Genomic DNA, 23,231 nt, shown 5'->3' with positions numbered 1-23,231 from the left:
AACAGGGCCTCGTGGCGCAACTGAATAGCGCATCTGATTACGGCTCAGAAGGTTACAGGTTTGAATCCTGTCGAGGTCACACATAATCAAAATAAAATAGCGTCATTAAAAGTGACGCTATTTTTTATTAGAATCCTGTTGACTTGAATTATAATTTCAAATAATCTCTGATAATACTTACTACACCGAAGTCATCATTTGTGAGAGCAGAATAAGTTGCATTTTCTTTTACAAACGGATGTGCATTTTGCATTGCATAGGAAAATTTGGAGTTTTTCAGCATTTCAATATCATTCATATAATCGCCAAAAGCCATTGTTTCAGAAGGAAGGATATTTAATTTTTTCTGAATAATTTCCAGAGCTTTTCCCTTATTGATGTTTCGGTTCATAATATCAACCCAGTATTTTCCTGAGACTACAACCTCAAGATTCTCATTTTCAAAATGTTTAAGATATGGATAGATATTTTTCTCTGAACCTTCCGGATGGTAAATAGCAATCTTAAAAGCATCATCATCCACCTCCAAAGTCAAATCATCAACTTTCTGATTTTCCGTATAATATCTGGTAAAATAATTCACAAATGCTTCATCCTCGCTTTCATAGTACGCTTTTTTCTTTGCAGAAAGAACAGCTCTCGCACCAGGTATTTCACGGATGGTTTTTATAATTTCGACTATGAATTGATGATCCAGTTTATCTGCAAACAATTCCTCATTTTTATAGATAACATAACCACCGTTCTCAGCAATAAAACCGATTTCATTTTCAATTTCTGTAAAATACTGCGTAATTCCCGGCATTTGTCTTCCGCTTGCAGGCACGAAAAGGATATTTCTCTTCTTCAATTCCTGATAAATCTGAGGGAAATCCGGACTGACTTCGTATTGAGAATTTAGAAAAGTACCATCCATATCGGTGACAATCAGTTTAATGTCTTTCATAAATTTAATGTAATAGAAAAATCGATTGATTTTCTCTGATTAATAAAAGTGTTGCAAAGATAAAACTATCTTTTTATCCGCATTTATAATGTGTGTTAGAAAGACTTTTCAATATCTCCGCACTCTGCTCCGGTGTAACGTCACGCTGCGCTTCAGCAAGCATTTCATAGCCGACCATGAATTTTTTCACTTCCGCACTTCTCAGCAATGGCGGATAAAAATGCATGTGGAAATGCCATTCAGGATGAGGTTTTCCATCAGTTGGCGATTGATGAATCCCGGCTGAATACGGAAAAGAAATCTCAAAAAGATTGTCGTATTTCGTAGTTAAATCTTTTATTATTGATGCTAAAGATAATTTTTCGTTTTCGGAAAACTCAATCAGATTTTCAATCTTTCTTTTGCTGACAATCATGGTTTCGTAAGGCCAGACCGCCCAGAAAGGAACTAATGCGACAAAATCCTCATTTTCAAGAATAATTCTTTCATTAATTTCCAGCTCTTTTTTCACATAATCTTCCAAAAGAGAAGTTCCGTTTTTATCAAAATACTTTTTAAGGTTTTCCTGTGTCTTTGCCACAATAGAAGGAACTGAAGACTGCGCCCAGATCTGCCCGTGCGGATGCGGATTGCTACAGCCCATCACCTGACCTTTATTCTCAAAAATCTGAACGTGGCTGATATAATCTAGTCCTCCCAATTCTTTATATTGCTGTTGCCAAACATCAACGACTTTTTTGATGTCATCAACTTCCATTTCAGGTAGTGTTAGACTGTGATTTTTCGAAAAGCAAATGACACGATTGATCCCTCTTTCAGGTTTTAATGAAAAAAAATCAGAACTTTCCTCAGAAAATTCCACATCATCTTTCATCAGAGAACCGAAATCGTTATCAAAAACGTAAACACCTTTATAATCAGGGTTTTTCTCGCCGTTTACACGAACATTTCCTGAACACAAATAACAATTCGGATCATGAGCCGGAAGCTGTTCTTCTGATGTTTTTTCTGTTTGTCCCTGCCAAGGTCGCTTTGCACGTTGCGGAGAAACAAGAATCCACTCGTCCAAAAGCGGATTATATCTTCTGTGAGGATGGTCTTTTTGATTAAATGACGATTTCATTTCTGTAGTATTCATTAATTCCGTCCGATATTTTTACTTGATAGACTTTCATGTCGATGTTGTAAGCCTGTTTATATTGAGCACTGATATTTTCAATGACCTGACTTACATTTTCATCTTTAATAAGGTTAATGCTGCAACCGCCAAAACCGCCGCCCATAATTCTCGCGCCAAGAACGCCATTTTCCTGTAAGGTCTTTTCAACCATAAAATCCAGTTCGTTACAGCTTACTTCAAACTCGGTCGAAAGTCCGGAATGCGTTTCGTTCAAAAGTTGACCAAGATATTCTACATCACCTTCTGACAAAGCTTTTGCAGCTTTTTCCACCCTTTTGATTTCTTTGAGAAGATAAAAGCATCTTTTATAGGAAATCTCACCCATTTCTGTTCTTGCCTCATCCAGCATTTCAAAAGTAAAATCTCGATATTTCTTTATTTCAGGAAATTTTTGCCACAATATTTTTTTGCCGTTATCTACATCATTTCTACGGTCATTGTAGCCGGAAGTGAGGTGTGTATGCTTCACACAACTGTCAAACAAAACCAGACTGTAACCTTCAAGATTGGCCTCAAAATACTGATGGTCCAAAGAGTTACAATCAAGCATTATCACCTGATGTTCTTTCCCGAAAACAGAAGAAAACTGGTCCATAATGCCACATTTTACACCTACAAAGGTATGCTCGGATTTTTGTCCAATCAAAGCGAGTTCTTTTTTATTTAAATGTAAATCGAAAAGTTCATTGAGAATATAAGCAAATCCACATTCCAAAGCTGCCGAAGACGACAAACCTGAACCCATCGGAATTGTACTGCTGAAAGCAATCTGCAAACCTCCTACTTCTTTTCCTGCTTCCTGAACGACATTGAAAACGCCCAACAAATAATTAACCCAGGTCTGCGAAACCGGAAACTGTTTTTCATTAACATCAAAATTGAAAGAATCGTTAAAATCTTTGGCAAAAAAAGAGATTGTAGAATCATCCGTTTTTTTTACGGCAAAGCAAATGTGTTTATCAATGGCAGCCGGAAGCACAAATCCGTCGCTGTAATCTACGTGTTCTCCAATGATGTTGATTCTTCCAGGAGCGAGAAAAATTCGTTCCGGCTCCGATTCAAAAGCCGACCGAAAGGCCTCTTTTGTGTAATTGATTAAATTCTCCTGCATAAAATCTGCAAATTATATTGAATGGAAAGTTTAAGTTTAAATTTAAATTAATGACTAAAGTTACGGTTTTCTGTTTAGGTGACTGTCCTGCTCAATCGGAGAAGACAGTTGGTGACGTGACAGGATTCATATTGATAACCGAGACCTTTCTATTTTTCTGTTTCGATGACCTTCTTTTTAACCACTAAGAGCACAAAGAGATTCACAAGGAGCACAAAACTTGTGACCTTTCTGCGAATTTCGTGTTCCTTGCGGTAATAAACGCATTTTCTAACAATGCAATATTACAGACTTTCTGCTCATCACTTTTTTAACCACTAAGAGCACAAAGAAATTTACAAGGAACACAAAACTTGCGAACTTTGTGAAAAACCTAGTGTACTTTGTGGTTAAATAACCGCATTTCTAACAATGCAATATTACAGGCTTTCTGACTTTCTGCTCATCACTTTTTTCACTGCTTCAACAATATCATTCGCTGTTAATCCGTATTTTTCCATAAGCTGATCAGGCGTTCCGCTTTCCCCGAAACTGTCATTGACGGCAACATATTCCTGAGGCGCAAGATATTCTGTAATCAGAAGCTGTGCAACGCTGTCGCCTAGTCCGCCTAGTCTGTTGTGTTCTTCCGCAGTTACTACACAACCCGTTTTTTTAACGGAATTAAGAATGGCTTCCGAATCCAAAGGTTTAATAGTATGAATATTAATAATTTCTGCATCGATGCCCTGCTCTTCAAGAATTTCTCCGGCTTTAATGGCTTCCCAAACCAAATGTCCTGTTGCTACAATCGTTACATCTTTTCCTTCATTCACCATCCAGGCTTTCCCGATTTCAAATTTCTGATTTTCATCGGTAAAAACAGGAATTACCGGTCTTCCGAATCTTAGATAAACCGGACCTTCGTAATCTGCAATCGCAATGGTTGCCGCCTTGGTCTGGTTGTAATCGCAGGTATTGATGACCGTCATTCCGGGAAGCATTTTCATCAATCCGATATCTTCGAGAATTTGATGCGTTGCGCCGTCTTCACCTAAAGTTAAGCCAGCGTGGGAAGCACAAATTTTCACATTTTTTCCGGAGTAAGCAACTGACTGACGAATTTGGTCGTACACTCTTCCCGTAGAAAAGTTAGCGAAAGTTCCGGTAAACGGAATTTTGCCTTCCGTTGCCAAACCTGCTGCCATTCCAATCATATTAGCTTCCGCAATTCCGATTTGGAAGAATCTTTCCGGTGCTTTTTCGATGAATTTTTCAAATTTTAAAGAACCGATAAGGTCTGCGCAAAGTCCGACAACATCGGGATTTTTATACGCCAATTCTGCCATTCCCGCTCCGAAGCCGCTTCGGGTGTCTTTTTTTTCTGTGTAGGTATATTTTTTCATTTGATTAATCTGTTGATTTTGTTTTAAACGCAAAGAGCGCAAAGATTTTTTTTATCTTATTGAGGATATTTTCCGTTCGCAAAGGCGCTTCGCTCAGCTAAGAAAGTGGATTCCTCAAGTAAGTTTTATCCGATGTTTTTACAAAATATTTTTTTTGTGAATACTAAAAGCTTTACAGGTCACTTCTACGAGGTTTTGTGATGCCGAATTATTTTTGATCTATTATCAGTTCGCTCCTACGGAGCATTTATTATTCTAAAACGTATTTAGATTGAGCCACAGCGTGGCGAGCTGTTAATAGAAAAATTAATTCTAGAGAATCCAGCTCCGTAGGAGCGACCTGTAATTTAACATCACAATAAATTCCATTGTTCTTCCCGAAAACTTTTTCTCTTGAATGTTTTGTTCGTTGATTGATTTGGAACGGCGAATCTATCTCCACTTTATTATTTTTTATTTTGAATCGATGAATCTCGTTCCTCGATTTCTCGCAGCCCGGCTTGAGTGGAGCTCTTTTTGCAAATTTGGTATGGGAAAAAGCGTTGGCAAATTTGCAAAAAAGCGGGAACGGAAGACGGATTAAGCTGCCCAAATAATTCTCAAATTAATAATCACCTAAAGTTTCCTCGAGTTGATCTAAAGCTTTTTGTAATTGCTCGTCATTCGGTGCTTTCCCGTGCCACGAGTGAGTTCCCATCATATAATCGACACCGTAACCCATTTCTGTTTTCAGAAGAATACAAATCGGCTGACCTTTCCCTGTCAAAGATTTGGCTTCGTCCAGAACTTTCAGAATTTCTTCCATATCGTTTCCGTTTTCTACCTCAAGAACTTTCCAGTCAAAAGCTTCGAATTTGGTTTTAAGATTTCCGAGAGATAGTACTTTGGATGTTGGCCCGTCAATCTGCTGACCGTTGTAATCGACCGTTGCGATAAGATTGTCAACTCTGTTGTGAGAAGCGTACATAATCGCTTCCCAGTTCTGCCCTTCCTGTAATTCGCCATCGCCGTGAAGACTGAACACCAAATTCGGATCTTTATCTAATTTTTTTCCGACCGCGTGACCAACTGCCACAGACATTCCCTGTCCAAGCGAACCGGAAGCAATGCGAACTCCGGGAAGATGCTCGTGCGTCGTCGGATGTCCCTGCAATCTGGAATTCAGCTTTCTGAAAGTTGCCAGCTCAGATTTGTCAAAATAGCCTGCGTGCGCCAAAACACTGTAAAAAACTGGGGAAATATGGCCGTTGGAAAGATAAAAAACATCTTCACCTTTTCCCGTCATATCAAATTCCTCTTTTCTTTTCATCGCATCAAAGTAAAGAGCTACGAGAAAATCTGTACATCCTAATGAACCTCCCGGATGTCCCGACTGGCATGCGTGAACCATTCTTACAATATCTCTGCGAACCTGCGAAGCAATACTTTTTAATTTTTGAATATCGTGCATATATTTTATTGCATTTTTTGTGAATCTTTGATGAACTGCTCCAAGCCGGAATCCGTTAAAGGATGCTTCAGCAATGACAAAATCGGTGGCAAAGGACAAGTTACGACATCGGCGCCAATTTTTGCACAGTTGATGATATGCATAGAATGGCGAACAGATGCTGCCAAAATCTCAGTTTCATATCCATAATTATCGAAAATGGTTCTGATTTCCTGGATTAAATGAAGACCGTCTGTGGAAACATCATCCAGCCTTCCTAAGAATGGAGAGACATAAGTTGCTCCTGCTTTTGCTGCTAAAAGTGCTTGTCCGGCTGAGAAAATCAGAGTACAGTTGGTACGGATTCCTTTTTGGGAAAAATATTTGATGGCTTTGATTCCATCTTTGATGATGGGAACTTTTACCACGATATTTGGATGAATGGCTGCCAATTCTTCGCCTTCTTTGATCATTTCTCCATAAGTTGTGGAAAGGACTTCTGCCGAAATATCGCCGTCTACAATTTCGCAAATGTCTTTGTAATGTTGCAAAATAGCTTCTTTCCCGCTGATTCCTTCTTTTGCCATCAGGGACGGATTGGTTGTAACGCCATCAAGAATTCCCAGATCCTGAGCTTCTCTTATCTGCTCCAGGTTGGTAGTATCGATAAAAAATTTCATAGATTATATTGTTAATTTTATTTAAGTGTTGAAATTACACTTAATTTACAAAACAAACAACTTCCTGTCTCAAAAAGATTCAGAAAGTTATTTGTTTAAGTTTAAATAGATTTATTAATTGTGATGTCCCATATTGAGCTTGATTTTCTTTAAATCGTCAAGCTGGTGAACAGGTTTTTCAATATCAGACGGAATTAGTCTTTTGGAGAATGTCTGAAAATATAACAGGCACGCATCTTTCCACCAAACGGCATCTTCAGCCTGAATCTTCAATTTATTCTGAACTTCTGAAAACCTTTGCTGATCAATATAAGGTTGCATTTTGTCCCAGGTTTTCTGATAATCTCTCACTTGGTGAACTCCAGAATCATATTTGTAACACAACTCATCCCAAAGTGTTTTTCCGTCTTTCATTTTATAATCCCAAGGAACGTGATGGAACCATAAAATCAGATTTTCAGGAGTTGTCTTGATGTTGCCGTAAATTTCATTCAATGGCGGAAAATATTGCGAAACGGCATTGCTTCCCGTTTTTGTTCTGTCAAATCCGATTCCTTCTGCATTGGCCTGATGATAATACACCGGTGACCAATCGGGTCTTCCGCCTTTGTAATCGCCCCACGGTTCCGGACCGTAATGGTGTCCACCGGCAAAAATGTGGTGAAGACCAAGCGGCATCATATAATCTACGGCAGTTTCACGTGAAGTAAGCATTATTTCTTTGACCGGATTTACAAAGTTTTTGTTATCCGTGAAAGTCATTTTAATCCATTCATCTGCAATCTGTTCTGAGGTTAAATCGTGATTCCAGGCCAGACGTCCGAAAGCGTACCAATTAGCTTGTGCAAAGTGATGCCCCGTCCAGTTTTTATCTTCCCCTATATTGGCAACTGCTGAAATGGCCGTCAGTTTTGCAGGTCTTAAAGTTCCGTCTGTAATTTTAGCAATCGTAGAACCTTTCCCATCCGAAAAAGTATCACTGTCCAGAGTTTCTTTGAATAACGGCGCCAAAAAAACCAGATGATTGGCCTGTCCCAAATATTCCTGGGTAATTTGAAATTCGACCATTTCCGAAGTTTTTCTCAACGCTCCAAAAAGCGGATTGAATGCTTCTCTAGGTTGAAAATCTATGGGTCCGTTTTTAATCTGAATAATGACATTATCTCTAAATTTTCCGTCTAACGGAACAAATTCCAGATGCGCCTGTTTCGCACGGTCTTCTTTGCTCGGACTGTAAACAAATGCCCTCCACATAACGATTCCGCCATAAGGTTTCAAAACATCTGCCATCATATTGGCTCCGTCTGCGTGCGTTCTTCCGTAATCCTGCGGTCCGGGCTGTCCTTCGGAATTGGCTTTTACCAAAAATCCTCCGAAATCAGGAATTAATTTATAAATTTCTGCCGCTTTATCTTTCCACCATTTCTGAACATCCTGATTCAATGGGTCTGAATTCTGTAATCCACCCAAAACTTTTGGTGAAGAAAAATTGACAGACAGATAAACTTTGATTCCGTAAGGTCTGAAAATATCGGCTAAAACTTTGACTTTTTTAAGATAATCTTCACGAAGCATATTTGGTGAAGCATTCACATTATTCAATACTGTTGCGTTGATTCCGATGGATGCGTTGGCTCTTGCATATTCTTCGTATCTCGGCGAAATTTTATTAGGTAAATCTTCCCACTTCCAAAGCGAATGGCCGGCATAACCACGTTCAATGGTTCCGTCGAGATTGTCCCAATGGTTAAGAATTCTTACATCATAGGAAGGTTTTTCTTCAAGTTTCAGATTAGAAAAATCGGCTTTCTGCTGCTGTAAATTCAACAGATGATAGCTTCCGTACAACAATCCTAAGTCTGTTTTTGCCAAAATGCTGATTTTTTTCGGAGTAGAAACGATCTTATATCCGTCTTTAAAATTTTCCGGAAATCTATCAATTTTTAAATCAACGGCTTGTCCTACCCAATGTTGGTTCAGTTCCTTTTTGGCGATTTCAATGGTAGGACTTTTACTGTTTGAATTTACAATATTTCTTGGCTTCGGATTGACCGGATATCTCAGCCATAACTGACTTCCGTCTTCAGCAAAAGCCATTAACGGAAGAATTAGAAACAGTAATATGTAATGTCGGAAATGTTGCATTCTTAAATTTTTAAAATTATTTAAGTTTTGGCTAAAGCCAAATGGTATGTCACTTTTTTAAACGGGCTAAAGCCCGTTCCTATTGATGGCCTTCCAGTCCTTCAATCGTCTTGATTTTACCGTCGTTATCGTATTCAATTTCTACGACCTTCATACTTCTCAACCATGTTCTTCCACCGCTTGGGACGGAATCGTGGAAAAACAGATACCACTTTCCTTTGAATTCTACAATACTGTGATGTGTAGTCCAACCTACAACAGGCGTCAAAATTTCACCCTGGAAAGTAAACGGACCGTAAGGATTATCACCAACGGCATAACAAATCAAATGGGTATCTCCTGTGGAATATGAAAAGTAATATTTTCCGTCGTATTTATGCATCCAGGACGCTTCAAAAAAACGATGCTTATCGCCGTGAAGTAGAGGATTTCCGTTTTCGTCCAAAATCACAACATCTTTCGGTTCTTCGCCAAATTCCAGCATATCATCGTTTAACAACACTACTTTTGATGAAATGGCAGGCTCATTATCGGCAGGAAGAATGGCAGATTCCAATGCTTTGTTATTTCTGTAACGTTGCAATTGCCCGCCCCAGATTCCGCCAAAATACATATAATACTTTCCGTTATCCTCAAAAAGACAAGGGTCGATACTGTAACTTCCCATCATCGGATGCTTTTCAGGAATGAATGGTCCATAAGGTTTATCGCTAACCGCAACCCCGATTCTGAAAATATCATTTTTGTCCTTCAGTGGAAAATACATATAATATTTGCCATTTTTGAAAGCCACATCGCAATCCCACAGCTGTCTTCCCGACCAAGGAATATCCTTTACCGAAAGGACTACGCCGTGGTCCGTAACTTCGCCATTTTCCACGTCATCAAGGGAGAAAACGTGGTAATCGTTCATATCGAAATGATCGCCGTTGTCGTTTTCTTCAATACCACTTTCACGGTCGTGTGATGGATAAATATAAAGTTTTCCTTCAAAAACGTGTACGGAAGGGTCTGCCATATAATCTTTCGGGAAAAGGTATTTTGCTTTGTTCATTTTTATAGTTTAGATATTTAGATAATAGATTTTATTTTTTAACCACAAAAGACACAAAAGAAATGATTGAAAATTTTAGCTAATCAAAAGTTCAAAAAAGGAAGCCGCAGTAGACGTTTTGCTTTTTTGTTCTTTTGATGCTCTTAACTGTAAAGTAAGTCTTTTGTTACTTTTGTGGTTTAATAATTATTTTTCTTTCGTTAATTGAATTAATTTCTCTACAACTGGTTTTGCCTGATAATTTCTGTCGAATGGAAGCGGATAATCGGTTCTGCCTTTTACAGGGAAATCGTTTTTCCAGGATTGATTGTCGGTAACGCCCCACAATGTCACTCGTCTGATTTTATCCTGATGTTTCAGGAATAGTCTGAAGAAATCCAGATAGCGGTTTTCCCACTCTTTCGTCACATTTTCAGGTAATCCTTTGGTGTAAGGATTCATTTTTGCTTCGTATTCTACTTTGTCGGAAACGTTGGCTGAAGTTCCCCACGGTGAAGGCAGTGCGCTGATTTCCATTTCGGTAACGTTGATTTTTACTCCTGCCGCTGCGTAATTGGTGATTGCTTTTTCGTATTCTTCCAGTTTTGGATTGTCCAATCCAACGTGGGTTTGCATTCCAATTCCATCGATACGGATTCCTCTTGATTTCAAATCTTTAACAATTTTGGTAACGGTTTTTACTTTTTCCGGAAACCATTCGTTGTAATCGTTGTAATAGAGTTCGGCATTCGGGTCAGCTTCCTGCGCATATTGGAAAGCGAGCGGAATAAATTCTTCGCCCAGAATTTCGTAAAATTTGCTTTTGCGGTACGTTCCGTCTTCCATAATCGCTTCGTTTACGACATCCCAACCTTTTACACGGCCTTTGTATCTGCCAACCAAAGTTGAAATATGGCTCTTCATTCTCTGTTTCAGAACTTCGGGTGAAACATCTTTTCCGTCATTGTCCACGAAAAACCATCTTGGTAACTGAGAATGCCAAATCAAGGTATGACCGATGATAAACATTTTGTTTTTCTCCCCGAATTCTACGAATTTATCCGCGTCACCAAAGAAAAACTTCCCTTCATGAGGCTGGATAAACATCGATTTCATACAGTTTTCCGCAACAATGGAGCTGAATTGCTTCTTGATGATGTCATCCGATTTCACATCGGTACCGTCAATTTGCGGAAGGCTCATTGCGGTTCCGATGTAGAATTTATTTTTGTAGGCATCTTTCAGGGAATCTTTTGAGGATGCCGAACTTGCTGTTTTGCAGGAAACGGTCAAGGCTAAAATTCCTAATAATGCGGCTATTTTTTTCATTGTTAATTTTTTAAATTTTAAACGCAAAGAGCGCAAAGATTTTTTTGACTACTATACTTTTTTAAGGTTCGCAAAGGCGTAAACTCAGCTAAGAAATACAGAACTTAATTTTTTAATTATCATTAAATTAAAAAATCGAATCTCTCGCAGCCCGGCTTGAACGGAGCTCTTTTTGTGGAGCAAAGCGGAACAAAAAAGCGGGAGTGGAAGACGGATTAAGCTGCCTAAATAATCAAACCAATATTAATCTTCTTTTTTCCTTCTTTCTTTGAGTTCCTGTTCGATTTGGGTTTCCATTTTTTTGTTGATTTCGTAGAACATTAACAATCCACACGCCGCAAAAAACGGAATGGCCGGAAAAATACTGACCAGCATCTGAGCACCGTTTGCAACGGATTCCGGTTGGATAACATTTTCGGTTCCTTCGGATGAAATATAGCCGTAATGACCAATGATGGAAGAAACCAACGAACTTCCGATGCTCAACCCAACTTTTAATCCCACCATCATTGCGGAAAAAATAATTGCTGTGGCGCGTCTGTTGTTTTTCCACTCGGAATAGTCGGCTACATCGGCAATCATTGCCCAAAGCAACGGTGTACTGATTCCGTAGAAAAAGCCGTGTAAAATCTGGGAAAGGAACATTAATCCTACCGATTTTGGCGGATAAAAGATGAATGCAACAATAAATAAAGTTGAAATAAACAGGGAAGCGATGAACGCATCTCTTTTCCCGTATTTGTCGGCAAATCTTTTTGAGAAGGTAATCCCAACAATCATCATAATGATTCCGCCAGCATTGAAGAGCCCGAAACCTGCTGAACGAGGGTCTTCACCGAAGAAATTCATTCCGATGGAACTGAAAAATGCGGTAATCGGCGAAATGAAATTTTTCAAAGAAGTTTCATCCACATAATTGTTGAAATAATAAACGTATGAACCGCCTTTCATTGCCAAAGTAATGAAAATCAAGGCTGTAACTACCAACATTATTATCCAAGGCTTGTTTTTCTTTAAGTCTTTTAAATCGGCTCCTAAAGAGGACTCCTGCTCCGGTTTTGGAATGACTCTTTCTTTGGTGGTGAAAAATGTAATAAGCAACATAATCGTTCCGATAATCGCCAACCAGGTCATTACAATTTCGATTCCGGCTGCTTTGTCGCCTTTCCCTGCCGATAAAATTATTGGCAACATAAATACCTGAACGAAAAACTGTGCAAACATCACCGCTACAAAACGGTAAGATGAAATACTATTTCGCTCGCCCATATCGCCTGTAATCACGCCGCTCAGTGCTGCGTACGGTAAATTATTAGCTGCGTACAGGAGTAATAAAATTGTGTAGGTTGCTGCTGCATAAACCATTTTTCCCTGATACGAAAAATTGGGTGTGCTGAATGCAAAAAGTGCTGCTGCACCGAGCGGAACGGCAGAAAATAAAATCCACGGACGGAATTTTCCCCATTTGGTTCGTGTTCTGTCTGCCAAAGCGCCGACCAGCGGATTGAACCCGAAACCGGCAATAAGTCCGACGATCAGAGTGATAATGGAGGCGTCTTCCGGCTTTAATCCGTAGATATCGGTGTAAAAATAAGCTAAGTAAGTCACCAAAGTCTGGAACACCAGATTGGCCGCTAAATCTCCCAAACTGTAGCCGATTTTTTCAACGACAGATATTTTCTGAGATGGATTGTTCATATAGTTTATGGTTGTTTTTTATTGAGATAAATAGATAATAGACTGATAGATGAAAGATTTTTAAACATTAAGAATTTAAGAGACTTAATTTTTCTTAAATAAAATTGACTTGTTAATTTCTTAAAATTTTTACTTATTATTAAATTTCTTAAATCCTTAATGTTTAAATAAATTAGAAATAAACAAGTTTATTTAAATTAAGGAATTTAAGCTTTAAGTTATTCCGTTGTGAAAGGCGATGCGGGAAGTCCCGTTTTATTTTTCAGGTTTCCATCGGGATTGTCTGCCCAGTCGTAACGGACTGCAACTGGAGTTGTTACCGAATCATCCCAAACCACAATTGTTTTTCCTTCGATTTTTGCTTTTGCCCAAGCCCATTTTCCATCGGCATTTTTGATGGCAAAACCTTTCAATTCTGAAACTGGCGCAAAATCATCGGTTTCTTTTTTGAAAGTAAGAACGATTTTATTTCCGTTTGATTTCATTGACTGATAAACCGGTCCGTCTGCAACGATGTTTTTCCCGTAAGCCAATTTCATCGCCTGCAAAGCCAACCTGTCTCCTACTGTTTTTTTATCGAGTGGATGAATGTCATTCCATTCTCCGACATCGATTATTACGGCAAGTCCGGCATTTGGAATCTGTAATGAAACTTTACGCTGCTGGTCTCTGAGTTCCGCCCAGTTACTTTCTATCGGCTGTGATTTTGACTCCATAAAATTAGCCAATTGAACGGTGATGAATGGCATTTCTTTGTTATTGAATTTATTTCTCCAGTCTGTAATCATCGTGGTTAACAAATCGCCATATTCTTTTGGTTTTCCGGTGTTGCTTTCGCCTTGATACCAGATTGCTCCCGTGATATTATAATTAATTAAAGGATTGATCATCGCATTGTACAATCCTGTCGGCTTCCAACGGATAAAGGTCGTTCCGGGCGCCATTTTTTCCATTTTTGTCCCGATTTTATATTTCCATTCGGATTTTAAATCGATTTTCTGTCCGTAGATTTCAAGGTAATACGGTTTGTCTGCAATGAACTGTCCTTTTCCGCTTCCGTTAGAAACTCTCACAGCAATGACGTTTTTACCTTCTTTTAAAACTCCTGCTGGAACTTCGTACCAACGCGGAGGATATTCGTAAGTTACGTTTCCGACTTTTGTCCCGTTGATATAAGTTACATCAGCATCTTTGATTCTTCCAAGATTTAAAAATGCTGCTTTTCCCGCCTGATTTTTAGTTAAAGTAATTTCTTTTCTGAACCAAACCGAACCTTCAAAAGAACCTTCTTTGTCTTCCCAAGCCCCGGGAATCTGCATCGCTTTCCAGTCGGAATCATTTAAATCAAATTTTTCCCAGTGTTGATTGAATCCAATATCGCTTTGGTCTAATTCCGCATACCAAGCCTTACTAAGCGCCTGTTCTGAAGATTCTGTAGATTTTATTAAATCATCGTTCTGCCATTTTTTGGCTTCGTCCAGATATTCAGGATATTTTTTCAAAGAATTTTCGTCCATCCAAGCCTGGATTGGCGAACCACCCAAACTGGAATGAATAATTCCTACCGGAACTTTATTTTTTTCACTAATATCTTTAGCAAAAAAATAAGCAACACCAGAGAAATTCAGAATGGTTTGAGGATTTGTAGCTTCCCATTTCCCACCGTCCAGTTCGGTCTGTGGCGATTTGAAATTATATTTCTGAGGAACTGTGAAAAAACGGATATTCTGATTGTTTGCATTTTTGATTTCGTTTGAATAAAGCGGCGTCAGTCTGCGCATAGGCAATTCCATATTCGACTGTCCAGAAGCCAGCCAAACATCGCCAATAAGAATATCTTTCAAAGTAATTTCGTTGATGGTCATTGTGTACGGACCGCCCGCTTTCTGCTCCGGAAGCACGATTTTCCAGTTACCGTTTTGGTCTGCAGTGGTTTTGTAACTTTTATTGAGGAATTTCACTTCCACTTTTTCATTGGCATCGGCTTTTCCCCAAATGTTTAATTTCTGATTTCGTTGTAAAACCATACCATCTGAAACCAATGCAGGAAGTTTAATTTTAGCCTCAACACAAAGACTGAAAATCAACAGGAACAATCCTAGAATTCTAGTAAAAATATTATTTGACATATTAGTTTTATTTTGGTAATTCGTTCAGTAATCTCACTTCAATAATTTTTGGAGTAAGAGATCTTTCGCCCGAAATAAATTTTATGGAGAGTGTTTCTTTTTTCTTTTCCGATTCAGGAACCGGGATTAATAATGATTGTGGTGAACTTCCCATTTTTCCTTCAAAATCTTTTGAAAATACTTTGATTCCGTTGATTTCGGCATTCAATGTACGATTGTTATTCGCATCAAAGTACAAAAGGTAAAGGTATTTTGCATTTTTGTCCTTATTTTTCATCTGATAGCTGAACCAACCTTTAGCGTCGCGGAAATGACGGTCTTCCATATAACCATCGTAAGCATCTTTGCTGTCGAAAAAATGGTCGGATTCCGGTTGTTGCTCGCCCAACTGAATTTTGTCTATGGTGATGTTATCCAGTTTTCGAACAGCTTCTTCTTCCTGAGATTTTTTCTGCTGTATGGTTTCGATTTTATCCTGAGTTGCCTGAGGAAAATAAATGATGTAACGCTCTTCCTGAACCTGATAAAACGGAACAAGCTCCAACCCGTTGCTGAATTTATTCTGAGGATAAAGACCATTAATTTTAAATGTCAAATCTTTTTCATTAACAGGTTTTAAATGATCCAAAACCGTTGAAGAAGTTCCTAAAATCGTTGGAATATCATTCAGCGGAATCTGTAGTCCGTGCGCAATGTGTCCGCCACGGCTGTCATCGGCAAACAATCCCTGCTGATTTTCTTTGCCATATTTTGCTGCCAAAACGATGGGGCCATATCTGAACGCATAATAATCTGAATTGTCAGGAAGCTGTTCCGCAGAAAGATGCATCGGCATTTTCATCTCGATGACATCGCCTTTTTTCCATTTTCTGCTGATATTGATATAACCTTCGGAATCGACAGGAATATTGATATTTTTTGAATTAATGAAAACACTTATCTGTGAAGCATTCGCCCATTCCGGAGCTCTCAGTTTGAGGTTGATTTCGGATTTTGGGGCAAGGTCAAAAATTAATTTTGTGGAAGGTGTCTGTGGGAAATTATTTTCCTGTCTCAAAATCAATTTCTTCTCCGACCATTTTAAAACAGACGGAATAAACAAATTGACATACAAATCGTTATCCGAATGTGCATAAATCATTTCGCCATATTTCGCGTGGTTTTCCATTCCCGAACCGACGCAACACCAGAAGCTGGTTTCCGGCTGGGAATAGACTCTGTAATGACCGGGACGCATCGGTGTGAAATACACAAAACCACCCTTTTCAGGGTTTTGCGTGGAAAGAATATGATTGTACAAAGCTCTTTCGTAATAATCCAGATAAGACGACTTTGGATTGGTGACGAAAAGCTCTTTGGTCAGTTTCAGCATATTGTAGGTATTGCAGGTTTCGGGGCCTTCAATACTTTTAATCATTCCACTGAAATCGGTCGTTGGATTGAAATGTTCACTCACACTGTTTCCACCGATAATCGCTGAACGTTTTTGCGTGACATTAGCCCAGAAAAAATCTGCCGCACTGCTCCACTCTTTATTATGTTCCAAATCGGCAATCCTTTTGAATCCAATCACTTTCGGGATCTGGGTATTGGCGTGAATTCCTGTCAGCTTATCTTCGTGGATCAGCAAAGGATTTAAAATTGCCAAATGTGAAAACCGATGCGCCAACTTGAGATATTTTTCATTTTTTGTAATGTCGTAAACATCAGCAAAAACCTCATTCAGTCCGCCGTGTTCGCTTCTCAACATCTCCTGAATCTGCTCATCGGAAAGTCCGGAAACTTCATCCGCCATCCAATCAGTTAGCTTGATGAGCATTTTCTTTGCCTTTTCGCTGTCTGCATACCAATAGGCATCTCGCAAACCCGAATATATTTTGTGAATATTATATAATGGAACCCAACGGTCATTCAATCCGAAAGCCGATGCGCGGATATTGCCATCCGAGATTTCTTTCCAGATTTTTTTGCCATTCGGAACGCCGGAAAGATAGCCGTTTCCTGAAAGATCCTGGCAACGTTCCAGCTCATCGATCATATAATCGAGTCGCTGCTTTACTTTGGCATCGCCTGTAGAAGCGTACATCAAGGCCAATGCTGAAATATAATGACCGCCGATGTGACCATCCAATCCTGTGTTTTCCCAGTTGGGATAATTTGTTTTTTTAGGATTAAGTCCTGCTTCTTTCAGATAGGGCGCCAGTAAACGGTCGGCATCCATCGACATAATGTAGTTCTTATCCGTCTGCATCGCCCTGCTGAAAACACTTTCCGACAAAGCAACCTTATTCAGCGGAAAATAACTGACCGTTTTGCTCACCTGCCCAAAAGCAAGCGTGCCTAAACCTAAAAATACTATCAGCGATTTTTTATTCATTAATAAATGTCTATTCAACATTTCTAAAAATAAAAGAAAGAATCAATATGACAAAGAATTTTGCAGAATAAGCCGATGGAATCAAAAAAAAGTATATTTTAAAGTTCTGAAAAAAAGCTGAAAATGATCAGGACTTATCATAAAAATTAAGATTATTAAAAATCACGATAATCAGAACCATACGGCTAAATCGCTTGTATAAAAATGAATACGGAATACCGGGTGAAGGCGTCAGTAATTTATATAAATAGCTTATCGTATTTTTAAGACTAAGCCTTGGCAATTGTTTTCAAGTAAATTTAAAATGAAAGGAAACTTAATTTTAACATATTTTTAACATTAAGTTCATCTGTTTTTAATGTTTTTGATGAATAAAATTTAAGTTTCAGAGCTATTAATTGCTCCCAAAATATTAAGGCAAATGATGAAATTTGGATTTTTTAAAAATAAAAAGTAAAATAAAGTGTATAAAATACATTTATGTTGTTTCAGCTGTAAAAACAAAGCTTAAAAGCATTAACTTTGCATAAAAATATAATCGATGACACAAGACTATTCTCATTTTCCGCGACATTTGGTAGCTGTTGACTGCATTATTTTCGGTTTCGATGGCGAAAATCTTAAAATCCTCTTAGTGCAAAGGAATTTTGAGCCAAAAATGGGAGAATGGTCATTGATGGGCGGTTTTATCGGGAACGAAGAAACTTCTGATGAAGCGGCGCAGCGTGTCTTGAATACACTTACCGGACTGGAAAATATTTATCTTGAACAGCTCAATTCCTACACTCAAATCGACCGCGAACCGACGGCGAGAATTATGTCTATTTCGTATTATGCATTGATCAATATTGAAAAAAACATTCAGATCAATGAAAAATATAGTGCGAAATGGTTTGATCTTCAGAATTTTCCAAGCCTGATTTTTGACCATAACGAAATGGTGAAAGATGCAGTTTTGAGACTGAGAAGAAGAGCTTCCACACGACCTATCGGCTTCGAGCTTCTGCCGGAGAAATTTACAATGAAAGATTTGCAGAGTTTATATGAAGCGATTTTCAATGAACAGTACGACAAACGGAACTTCATCAGTAAAATCAATGCTTTGGATATTCTTGTGAAAACGGAGGAAAAGGATATGACCTCGTCTAAAAAAGGCTCTTTTCTGTACCGATTTGATGAGGATAAATATAAGAAAAAGCTTGCGGAAGGGTTTATGTTTAAGATTTAAATTCAATGAGATAGAGATTTCTGCTTGTGTTTAAAACGATATTTTTCTACACAGATATTTCTCCTACGGAGAAGCCAAGCTTACTTGTGAATTTACACAAAAAAACAGGACTCCAAACGGAATCCTGCATTTATTTTATTACAATTAAATTTTACCAGAACCTTACATAAAGTGCAGTCAGTAAAAGTAACGTCACAACAATTAAAACCAATGTTCTGTTGTCTACTTTGAACATTGTGGCATCGATAACAAAAGCTTTCGGATTCACTTTTGGTCCTGCAAGACTGATGAGGATCATTGCTATAATTGTGATCACGAATGACCATCCCATATTAATTAAAAACGGAATTTCAGTAATAGTGTGAACTAAGCCATTTTCCAGTTTTTCATACGTGAAAGCTGTGTATAACCAAGTTTCTTTCCCGAAAATATCAACTGCAAAACTGTTGAAGAAAATTGCAAGAACAAATCCTAAAATTACGCCCACCAAAGCTGCAGTTCCTGTCGTTCTTTTCCAGAACATTCCCAAAAGGAACATCGCAAAAACACCCGGACTGATGAATCCTGTATATTTCTGGATGAAAGTAAATCCACCTTCACCACCGATTCCCAAAACATCCGTCCAAGTAAATGCCAATGCCAGAAACATCGCAATGATAATCGCCCATCTTCCGGTTCTCACCATCTGGATTTCCGTTGCATCAGCCTTCAAATATTTTTTGTAAATGTCTAACGTGAAAATCGTTGAAATACTGTTCACTTTTCCTGCCAAAGAAGCAACGATTGCCGCCGTCAAAGCTGCTACAGCAAGACCTTTTAGACCAACCGGCAAAAATCCTAAAATCGCAGAGTAAGCACCATCTTTCACACCATTAAAACCTGCCAAATGTCCTTTAGAGTACAAAACATAAGCTGCAATTCCCGGAAGCATTACAATAATCGGCATAAATAATTTAAGGAACCCTGCGAATAAAATCCCGGTTCTCGCTGTTTTCAAATCAGCTCCCAAAGCTCTTTGCGTGATGTATTGATTACAACCCCAATAATTTAAATTAACAATCCATTGTCCTGCAAAATACATCGCTAAACCCGGTAAAACCACATATTTTTGAACATCCAGGTTTTCAGGCATAGCTAAAGTTGTCGTTGTCTTAACCGGCTTCTCAAGCATCAATTTGAAATGCTGCGGAGCTTCGTTCATCAAGGTCTGAAAACCCGTCAAAGCATTTCCTACAGCCGCTCCGTTGATTCTCTGATCAACAATCTGAAGCGCCATATAAACCGTCGCAAAACCTCCGATAATTAAAACCGCCACCTGAATTACATCGGTGTAACCGATTACTTTCATACCGCCAAGACCTATTAATAAAGCCATTAAAAGCAATCCAATCATAATGATGTGAAGATTGTCGCCTCCAAGTAATGTATCAATCGCCAAAGCACCTAAATAAAGAATAGAAGTCAGATTGACAATCACATATAAAAACAGCCAGAACACCGCCATAATCAGGGAAACCGATTTGTTGTAACGGGTTTCCAGGAATTGCGGCATCGTATAAATTTTATTTTTGAGGTAAATCGGGATGAACCAAACTGCAATGATAATCAGTGCAATCGCGGCAATCCACTCGTAAGCTGCAACGGCAATTCCCACAAAAAATCCTTCACCGGACATTCCGATGAACTGTTCCGCAGAAATATTGGAAGCAATTAAACTCGCTCCGATTGCCCACCAAGTGAGTGAACCTTCTGCCAGGAAATAATCTTTACTGCCTGTTGCCGCAGATTTTTTCTTTTTGTAAATCCAGATTCCGTAGCCTGCAACCACCACAAAATAAACCAGAAATATGATGATATCAAGAGTTGCTAAATTTCCCATACTTTATTTTTTAACTGAGAATTTATAAATTGTTTTCGACTGGTATTTCTGTCCCGGCTTCAGTTCTGTAGAAGGGAAAGATGCCTGGTTTGGAGAATCCGGAAAATGCTGGGTTTCTAAACAAAAACCTGTTCTGAATTCATTTTTTCCACCGGTTTTGGTATCGAATTTTCCATCAAGGAAATTCCCGGAATAGAACTGAACGCCCGGTTCATCGGTCAAAACTTCCATTACTCTCCCCGACTCAGGATGATAAACTTTGGCAATGCTTCTCAATCCGCTTCCGTTTAAAATCCAGTTGTGGTCGTAGCCTTTTCCTTTTTTCAGTTGGTCGTCATCAGCATTGATATCTTTTCCAATCGCTTTTGAAGCTGTGAAATCGAATGCACTTCCTTTCACGGCTTTTTGTTCACCAGTAGGAATCAAAGTTTCATTCACCGGTAAGAATTTATCAGCGTTGATTTGTAATTCGTGGTCAAGAATTGTTTTTGAGAAATTCCCTGAAAGATTAAAATACGAATGTTGAGTTAAATTCACCACAGTCGGTTTATCGGTTTCCGCTTCGTAAGAAATTTCAAGAGCATTATCATCTGTCAAAGTATAAAAAACGGTTGTCGTTAATTTTCCAGGATAACCTTCTTCACCGTCTGCGCTTGTGTAAATCAGTTTCAAAGTTGGGAATCTGGCATCTTTTACAGGTTCAATATTCCAGAATTTGGTATGGAATCCTTCTTTTCCTCCGTGAAGACTGTTTGGACCGTCATTTTTGTCGATGTCATACGATTTGCCTTCCAAAGTGAATTTGGCATTGGCAATTCTGTTTCCGTAACGACCAATCAATGCTCCAAAGTAATATGGATTTCCATTAAAATAATCTTCAGGCTTCGTGAAACCTAAAACCACATCTTCATATTTTCCGTTTTTATCGGGAGCGGTAAGTGAGGTGATAATTCCGCCGAAGTTAATGACTTCCAGCTTCATCCCGTTCTTGTTGGTTAAAGTATATTTTTTGATGGAATCGCCTTTTGACGTGACTCCGTAATCTGAAACCTGTATGTTTTCCATTGTTTCCGGTTGAGTTTTTGATTGATTTTCTTTTTTATTGCACCCGAAAATACATAAAACGGCAAAAAGAATTATCAGGTTGATACTTGTTTTTCTCATTTTTTAGAAGTTTTGCAAGTTTAACGATAATATATTTCATTCCAGCGAAGTGTGTTCTTAAAATCACGGATTTTTGTATCTTCATCAATAACAAGCGATTCGATACCTGCAATTTCCGCAAAATCTTCCAATTGTTCCACGCTGATATTCTCACTGTAACACGTGTGATGCGCACCACCTGCCAAAATCCAGGCTTCAGCTGCAGTGTACAGGTCAGGAAGCGGTTTCCAAAGAACTCTCGCAACAGGAAGTTTTGGTAATTCTTCGGTGATTTCCAATGCTCTTGTTTTGTTGATTAACAGTCTGAAATGATTTCCGAAATCCATCAAAGCGGCATTTAAAGAATCGATATTTCCTCTCGAATTAAACACCAGACGAACCGGGTCAGCTTTTCCGCCAATTCCTAACGGATGAATTTCACAAGAAGGCTTGTCAACCGCTAAAACAGGATCAACTTCCAACATATGTGAACCTAAAATCGAAGGATTGGAAGGATTTAAATGATACGTATAATCTTCCATAAAGGCGTTTCCGCCATCCAAACCTTGTCCCATCGTTTTCATTGCACGAACCAAAGCGGCAGTTTTCCAATCGCCTTCTCCGGCAAATCCGTAACCCTTTTCCATTAATCTTTGAACGGCAATTCCAGGCAATTGTTCCAATCCGTGAAGATCTTCGAAAGTATCAGAGAAACCTTTGAAATTTCCGTCTTTCAGGAATTTTTCCAAACCTAATTCAATTCTTGCGGCAACTTCCAGAGATTTTCTGTTTGAACCTCCGGCAAGAAGGGATTCTGCCATTTTGTATGAAGCTTCATATTCTTCAATTAATGTTTTGATTTCACCATCGCCAATAGAATTGACAACACTCACCAAATCCCCAATTCCCCAAGTGTTTACCGAAAAACCAAATTTAGTTTCCGCTTCCACTTTATCTCCATCCGTAACGGCTACAAATCTCATATTATCACCAAAACGTGCGAACTTCGCACCTTGCCAATCATCCCAACCTGCGGCAACTCTACTCCATTCTCCAATCTGTTTCTGAACTCTTTCTTCAGCCCAATGTCCTACGACCACTTTTCTGTTTTTTCGCAGACGGCTCACCATAAATCCGAATTCCCTGTCGCCGTGTGCAGCCTGATTCAGGTTCATAAAGTCCATATCCATCGTAGACCACGGAATATCCTGATTGAACTGCGTGTGAAGATGTAACATCGGTTTTTGCAAAGCGGTCAGTCCACGAATCCACATTTTTGCAGGTGAAAACGTGTGCATCCAGGTCACAATTCCGATACAATCTTTTGCAAAGTTGGCAGCCGTAAGGGTTTCAAAGATTTCTTCCGTCGTTTTTACGGTTGGCTTCAAAACCACTTTTACAGGAATCTGTGATGAAGCATTGAACGCTTCTACGATTTTCGCTGAATGTTCCGCAACCTGTGCTAATGTTTCAGGGCCGTATAAATGCTGGCTTCCGGTGATGAACCAGATTTCTTTCGTATTGAGAGGTGTTAACATA

17 protein-coding genes and 1 tRNA gene are annotated in these 23,231 nt (G+C 38.8%); 2 read left to right on the top strand and 16 right to left on the bottom strand.

Annotated features, from left to right (window positions below; genetic code table 11):
• Window positions 1-5: 5 nt before the first annotated feature.
• Window positions 6-79 (top strand) — tRNA-Arg (locus QOL71_RS01280).
• A gap of 69 nt (window positions 80-148) precedes the next feature.
• Here the strand turns inward: QOL71_RS01280 and QOL71_RS01275 are convergent.
• From QOL71_RS01275 to QOL71_RS01215, 13 genes are all read right to left on the bottom strand, one after another.
• Window positions 149-946: a Cof-type HAD-IIB family hydrolase gene (locus QOL71_RS01275; protein ID WP_283415206.1), complete on the bottom strand. Its 798-nt coding sequence runs from the start codon at window positions 944-946 to the stop codon at window positions 149-151.
• 73 nt (window positions 947-1,019) lie between these two features.
• Window positions 1,020-2,084, bottom strand: coding sequence for a UDP-glucose--hexose-1-phosphate uridylyltransferase (locus QOL71_RS01270; protein WP_283415205.1), 1,065 nt, complete (start codon window positions 2,082-2,084; stop codon window positions 1,020-1,022).
• Entirely contained in the window at window positions 2,053-3,237 is a 1,185-nt protein-coding gene (galK, locus tag QOL71_RS01265) for a galactokinase (RefSeq protein ID WP_283415204.1), read from the bottom strand. The genes QOL71_RS01270 and galK overlap by 32 nt, the downstream gene beginning before the upstream one ends.
• Window positions 3,238-3,656: 419 nt before the next feature.
• The gene (locus tag QOL71_RS01260; RefSeq protein WP_283415203.1) at window positions 3,657-4,622 is read right to left on the bottom strand and encodes a transketolase family protein; all 966 of its coding nucleotides are present in this window, start codon (window positions 4,620-4,622) and stop codon (window positions 3,657-3,659) included.
• A 250-nt stretch (window positions 4,623-4,872) separates the two neighbouring features.
• The gene (locus tag QOL71_RS01255) at window positions 4,873-5,064 is read right to left on the bottom strand and encodes a hypothetical protein (RefSeq protein ID WP_283415202.1); all 192 of its coding nucleotides are present in this window, start codon (window positions 5,062-5,064) and stop codon (window positions 4,873-4,875) included.
• A 162-nt stretch (window positions 5,065-5,226) separates the two neighbouring features.
• The gene (locus QOL71_RS01250) at window positions 5,227-6,072 is read right to left on the bottom strand and encodes a transketolase (protein ID WP_283415201.1); all 846 of its coding nucleotides are present in this window, start codon (window positions 6,070-6,072) and stop codon (window positions 5,227-5,229) included.
• A gap of 5 nt (window positions 6,073-6,077) precedes the next feature.
• The gene (fsa, locus tag QOL71_RS01245; protein WP_283415200.1) at window positions 6,078-6,731 is read right to left on the bottom strand and encodes a fructose-6-phosphate aldolase; all 654 of its coding nucleotides are present in this window, start codon (window positions 6,729-6,731) and stop codon (window positions 6,078-6,080) included.
• Window positions 6,732-6,845: 114 nt separating this feature from the next.
• Window positions 6,846-8,876 carry an alpha-glucuronidase gene (locus tag QOL71_RS01240; RefSeq protein WP_283415199.1) on the bottom strand — a complete coding sequence of 677 codons (2,031 nt, stop codon included), beginning with the start codon at window positions 8,874-8,876 and terminating at the stop codon, window positions 6,846-6,848.
• Between the two features lie 79 nt (window positions 8,877-8,955).
• Window positions 8,956-9,930 (bottom strand): glycoside hydrolase family 43 protein, encoded by a 975-nt coding sequence (locus tag QOL71_RS01235; RefSeq protein ID WP_283415198.1) that lies wholly within the window; start codon window positions 9,928-9,930, stop codon window positions 8,956-8,958.
• Window positions 9,931-10,116: 186 nt separating this feature from the next.
• Window positions 10,117-11,238, bottom strand: a complete 1,122-nt coding sequence (locus QOL71_RS01230; RefSeq protein WP_283415197.1) for an endo-1,4-beta-xylanase — start codon at window positions 11,236-11,238, stop codon at window positions 10,117-10,119.
• A 243-nt stretch (window positions 11,239-11,481) separates the two neighbouring features.
• Entirely contained in the window at window positions 11,482-12,936 is a 1,455-nt protein-coding gene (locus tag QOL71_RS01225) for an MFS transporter (RefSeq protein WP_283415196.1), read from the bottom strand.
• Window positions 12,937-13,154: 218 nt separating this feature from the next.
• Window positions 13,155-15,065, bottom strand: a complete 1,911-nt coding sequence (locus QOL71_RS01220; protein ID WP_283415195.1) for a sialate O-acetylesterase — start codon at window positions 15,063-15,065, stop codon at window positions 13,155-13,157.
• A 7-nt stretch (window positions 15,066-15,072) separates the two neighbouring features.
• Window positions 15,073-17,442: a glycoside hydrolase family 127 protein gene (locus QOL71_RS01215; RefSeq protein WP_283415194.1), complete on the bottom strand. Its 2,370-nt coding sequence runs from the start codon at window positions 17,440-17,442 to the stop codon at window positions 15,073-15,075.
• 541 nt (window positions 17,443-17,983) lie between these two features.
• Between QOL71_RS01215 and QOL71_RS01210 the strand changes: the two genes are divergently transcribed.
• Window positions 17,984-18,670 (top strand): NUDIX hydrolase, encoded by a 687-nt coding sequence (locus QOL71_RS01210; RefSeq protein ID WP_283415193.1) that lies wholly within the window; start codon window positions 17,984-17,986, stop codon window positions 18,668-18,670.
• A 151-nt stretch (window positions 18,671-18,821) separates the two neighbouring features.
• On the opposite strand, the gene QOL71_RS01205 is transcribed toward QOL71_RS01210, so the two are convergent.
• Genes QOL71_RS01205 through araA form a run of 3 tightly spaced genes read right to left on the bottom strand, consistent with a single transcriptional unit; the run spans window position 18,822 to window position 23,230 of the window.
• Complete coding sequence (locus QOL71_RS01205; RefSeq protein WP_283415192.1) at window positions 18,822-20,549, bottom strand: sodium:solute symporter family transporter; 1,728 nt, start codon at window positions 20,547-20,549, stop codon at window positions 18,822-18,824.
• 3 nt (window positions 20,550-20,552) lie between these two features.
• The gene (locus QOL71_RS01200; protein ID WP_283415191.1) at window positions 20,553-21,713 is read right to left on the bottom strand and encodes an aldose epimerase family protein; all 1,161 of its coding nucleotides are present in this window, start codon (window positions 21,711-21,713) and stop codon (window positions 20,553-20,555) included.
• Window positions 21,714-21,733: 20 nt separating this feature from the next.
• Window positions 21,734-23,230: an L-arabinose isomerase gene (gene araA, locus QOL71_RS01195; RefSeq protein ID WP_283415190.1), complete on the bottom strand. Its 1,497-nt coding sequence runs from the start codon at window positions 23,228-23,230 to the stop codon at window positions 21,734-21,736.
• Window position 23,231 lies beyond the last annotated feature (1 nt).

It is taken from the genome of Epilithonimonas pallida (assembly GCF_900182975.1).
In the GTDB taxonomy this organism is placed as follows: Bacteria; Bacteroidota; Bacteroidia; order Flavobacteriales; family Weeksellaceae; genus Epilithonimonas; species Epilithonimonas pallida.
Note: the sequence above shows the minus strand (reverse complement) of the source record. Positions and strands in the feature narration are given on the sequence as shown.

Excerpts from the sequence above, each read along its gene's own strand:
- QOL71_RS01275 (WP_283415206.1), bottom strand. The coding sequence starts at position 946 with ATGAAAGACATTAAACTGATTGTCACCGATATGGATGGTACTTTTCTA.
- QOL71_RS01235 (WP_283415198.1), bottom strand. The coding sequence starts at position 9,930 with ATGAACAAAGCAAAATACCTTTTCCCGAAAGATTATATGGCAGACCCT.
- QOL71_RS01215 (WP_283415194.1), bottom strand. The coding sequence starts at position 17,442 with ATGAATAAAAAATCGCTGATAGTATTTTTAGGTTTAGGCACGCTTGCT.
- QOL71_RS01230 (WP_283415197.1), bottom strand. The coding sequence starts at position 11,238 with ATGAAAAAAATAGCCGCATTATTAGGAATTTTAGCCTTGACCGTTTCC.
- QOL71_RS01200 (WP_283415191.1), bottom strand. The coding sequence starts at position 21,713 with ATGAGAAAAACAAGTATCAACCTGATAATTCTTTTTGCCGTTTTATGT.
- QOL71_RS01270 (WP_283415205.1), bottom strand. The coding sequence starts at position 2,084 with ATGAATACTACAGAAATGAAATCGTCATTTAATCAAAAAGACCATCCT.
- QOL71_RS01240 (WP_283415199.1), bottom strand. The coding sequence starts at position 8,876 with ATGCAACATTTCCGACATTACATATTACTGTTTCTAATTCTTCCGTTA.
- QOL71_RS01210 (WP_283415193.1), top strand. The coding sequence starts at position 17,984 with ATGACACAAGACTATTCTCATTTTCCGCGACATTTGGTAGCTGTTGAC.
- QOL71_RS01250 (WP_283415201.1), bottom strand. The coding sequence starts at position 6,072 with ATGCACGATATTCAAAAATTAAAAAGTATTGCTTCGCAGGTTCGCAGA.
- araA (WP_283415190.1), bottom strand. The coding sequence starts at position 23,230 with ATGTTAACACCTCTCAATACGAAAGAAATCTGGTTCATCACCGGAAGC.
- QOL71_RS01205 (WP_283415192.1), bottom strand. The coding sequence starts at position 20,549 with ATGGGAAATTTAGCAACTCTTGATATCATCATATTTCTGGTTTATTTT.
- QOL71_RS01225 (WP_283415196.1), bottom strand. The coding sequence starts at position 12,936 with ATGAACAATCCATCTCAGAAAATATCTGTCGTTGAAAAAATCGGCTAC.
- QOL71_RS01260 (WP_283415203.1), bottom strand. The coding sequence starts at position 4,622 with ATGAAAAAATATACCTACACAGAAAAAAAAGACACCCGAAGCGGCTTC.
- galK (WP_283415204.1), bottom strand. The coding sequence starts at position 3,237 with ATGCAGGAGAATTTAATCAATTACACAAAAGAGGCCTTTCGGTCGGCT.
- fsa (WP_283415200.1), bottom strand. The coding sequence starts at position 6,731 with ATGAAATTTTTTATCGATACTACCAACCTGGAGCAGATAAGAGAAGCT.
- QOL71_RS01220 (WP_283415195.1), bottom strand. The coding sequence starts at position 15,065 with ATGTCAAATAATATTTTTACTAGAATTCTAGGATTGTTCCTGTTGATT.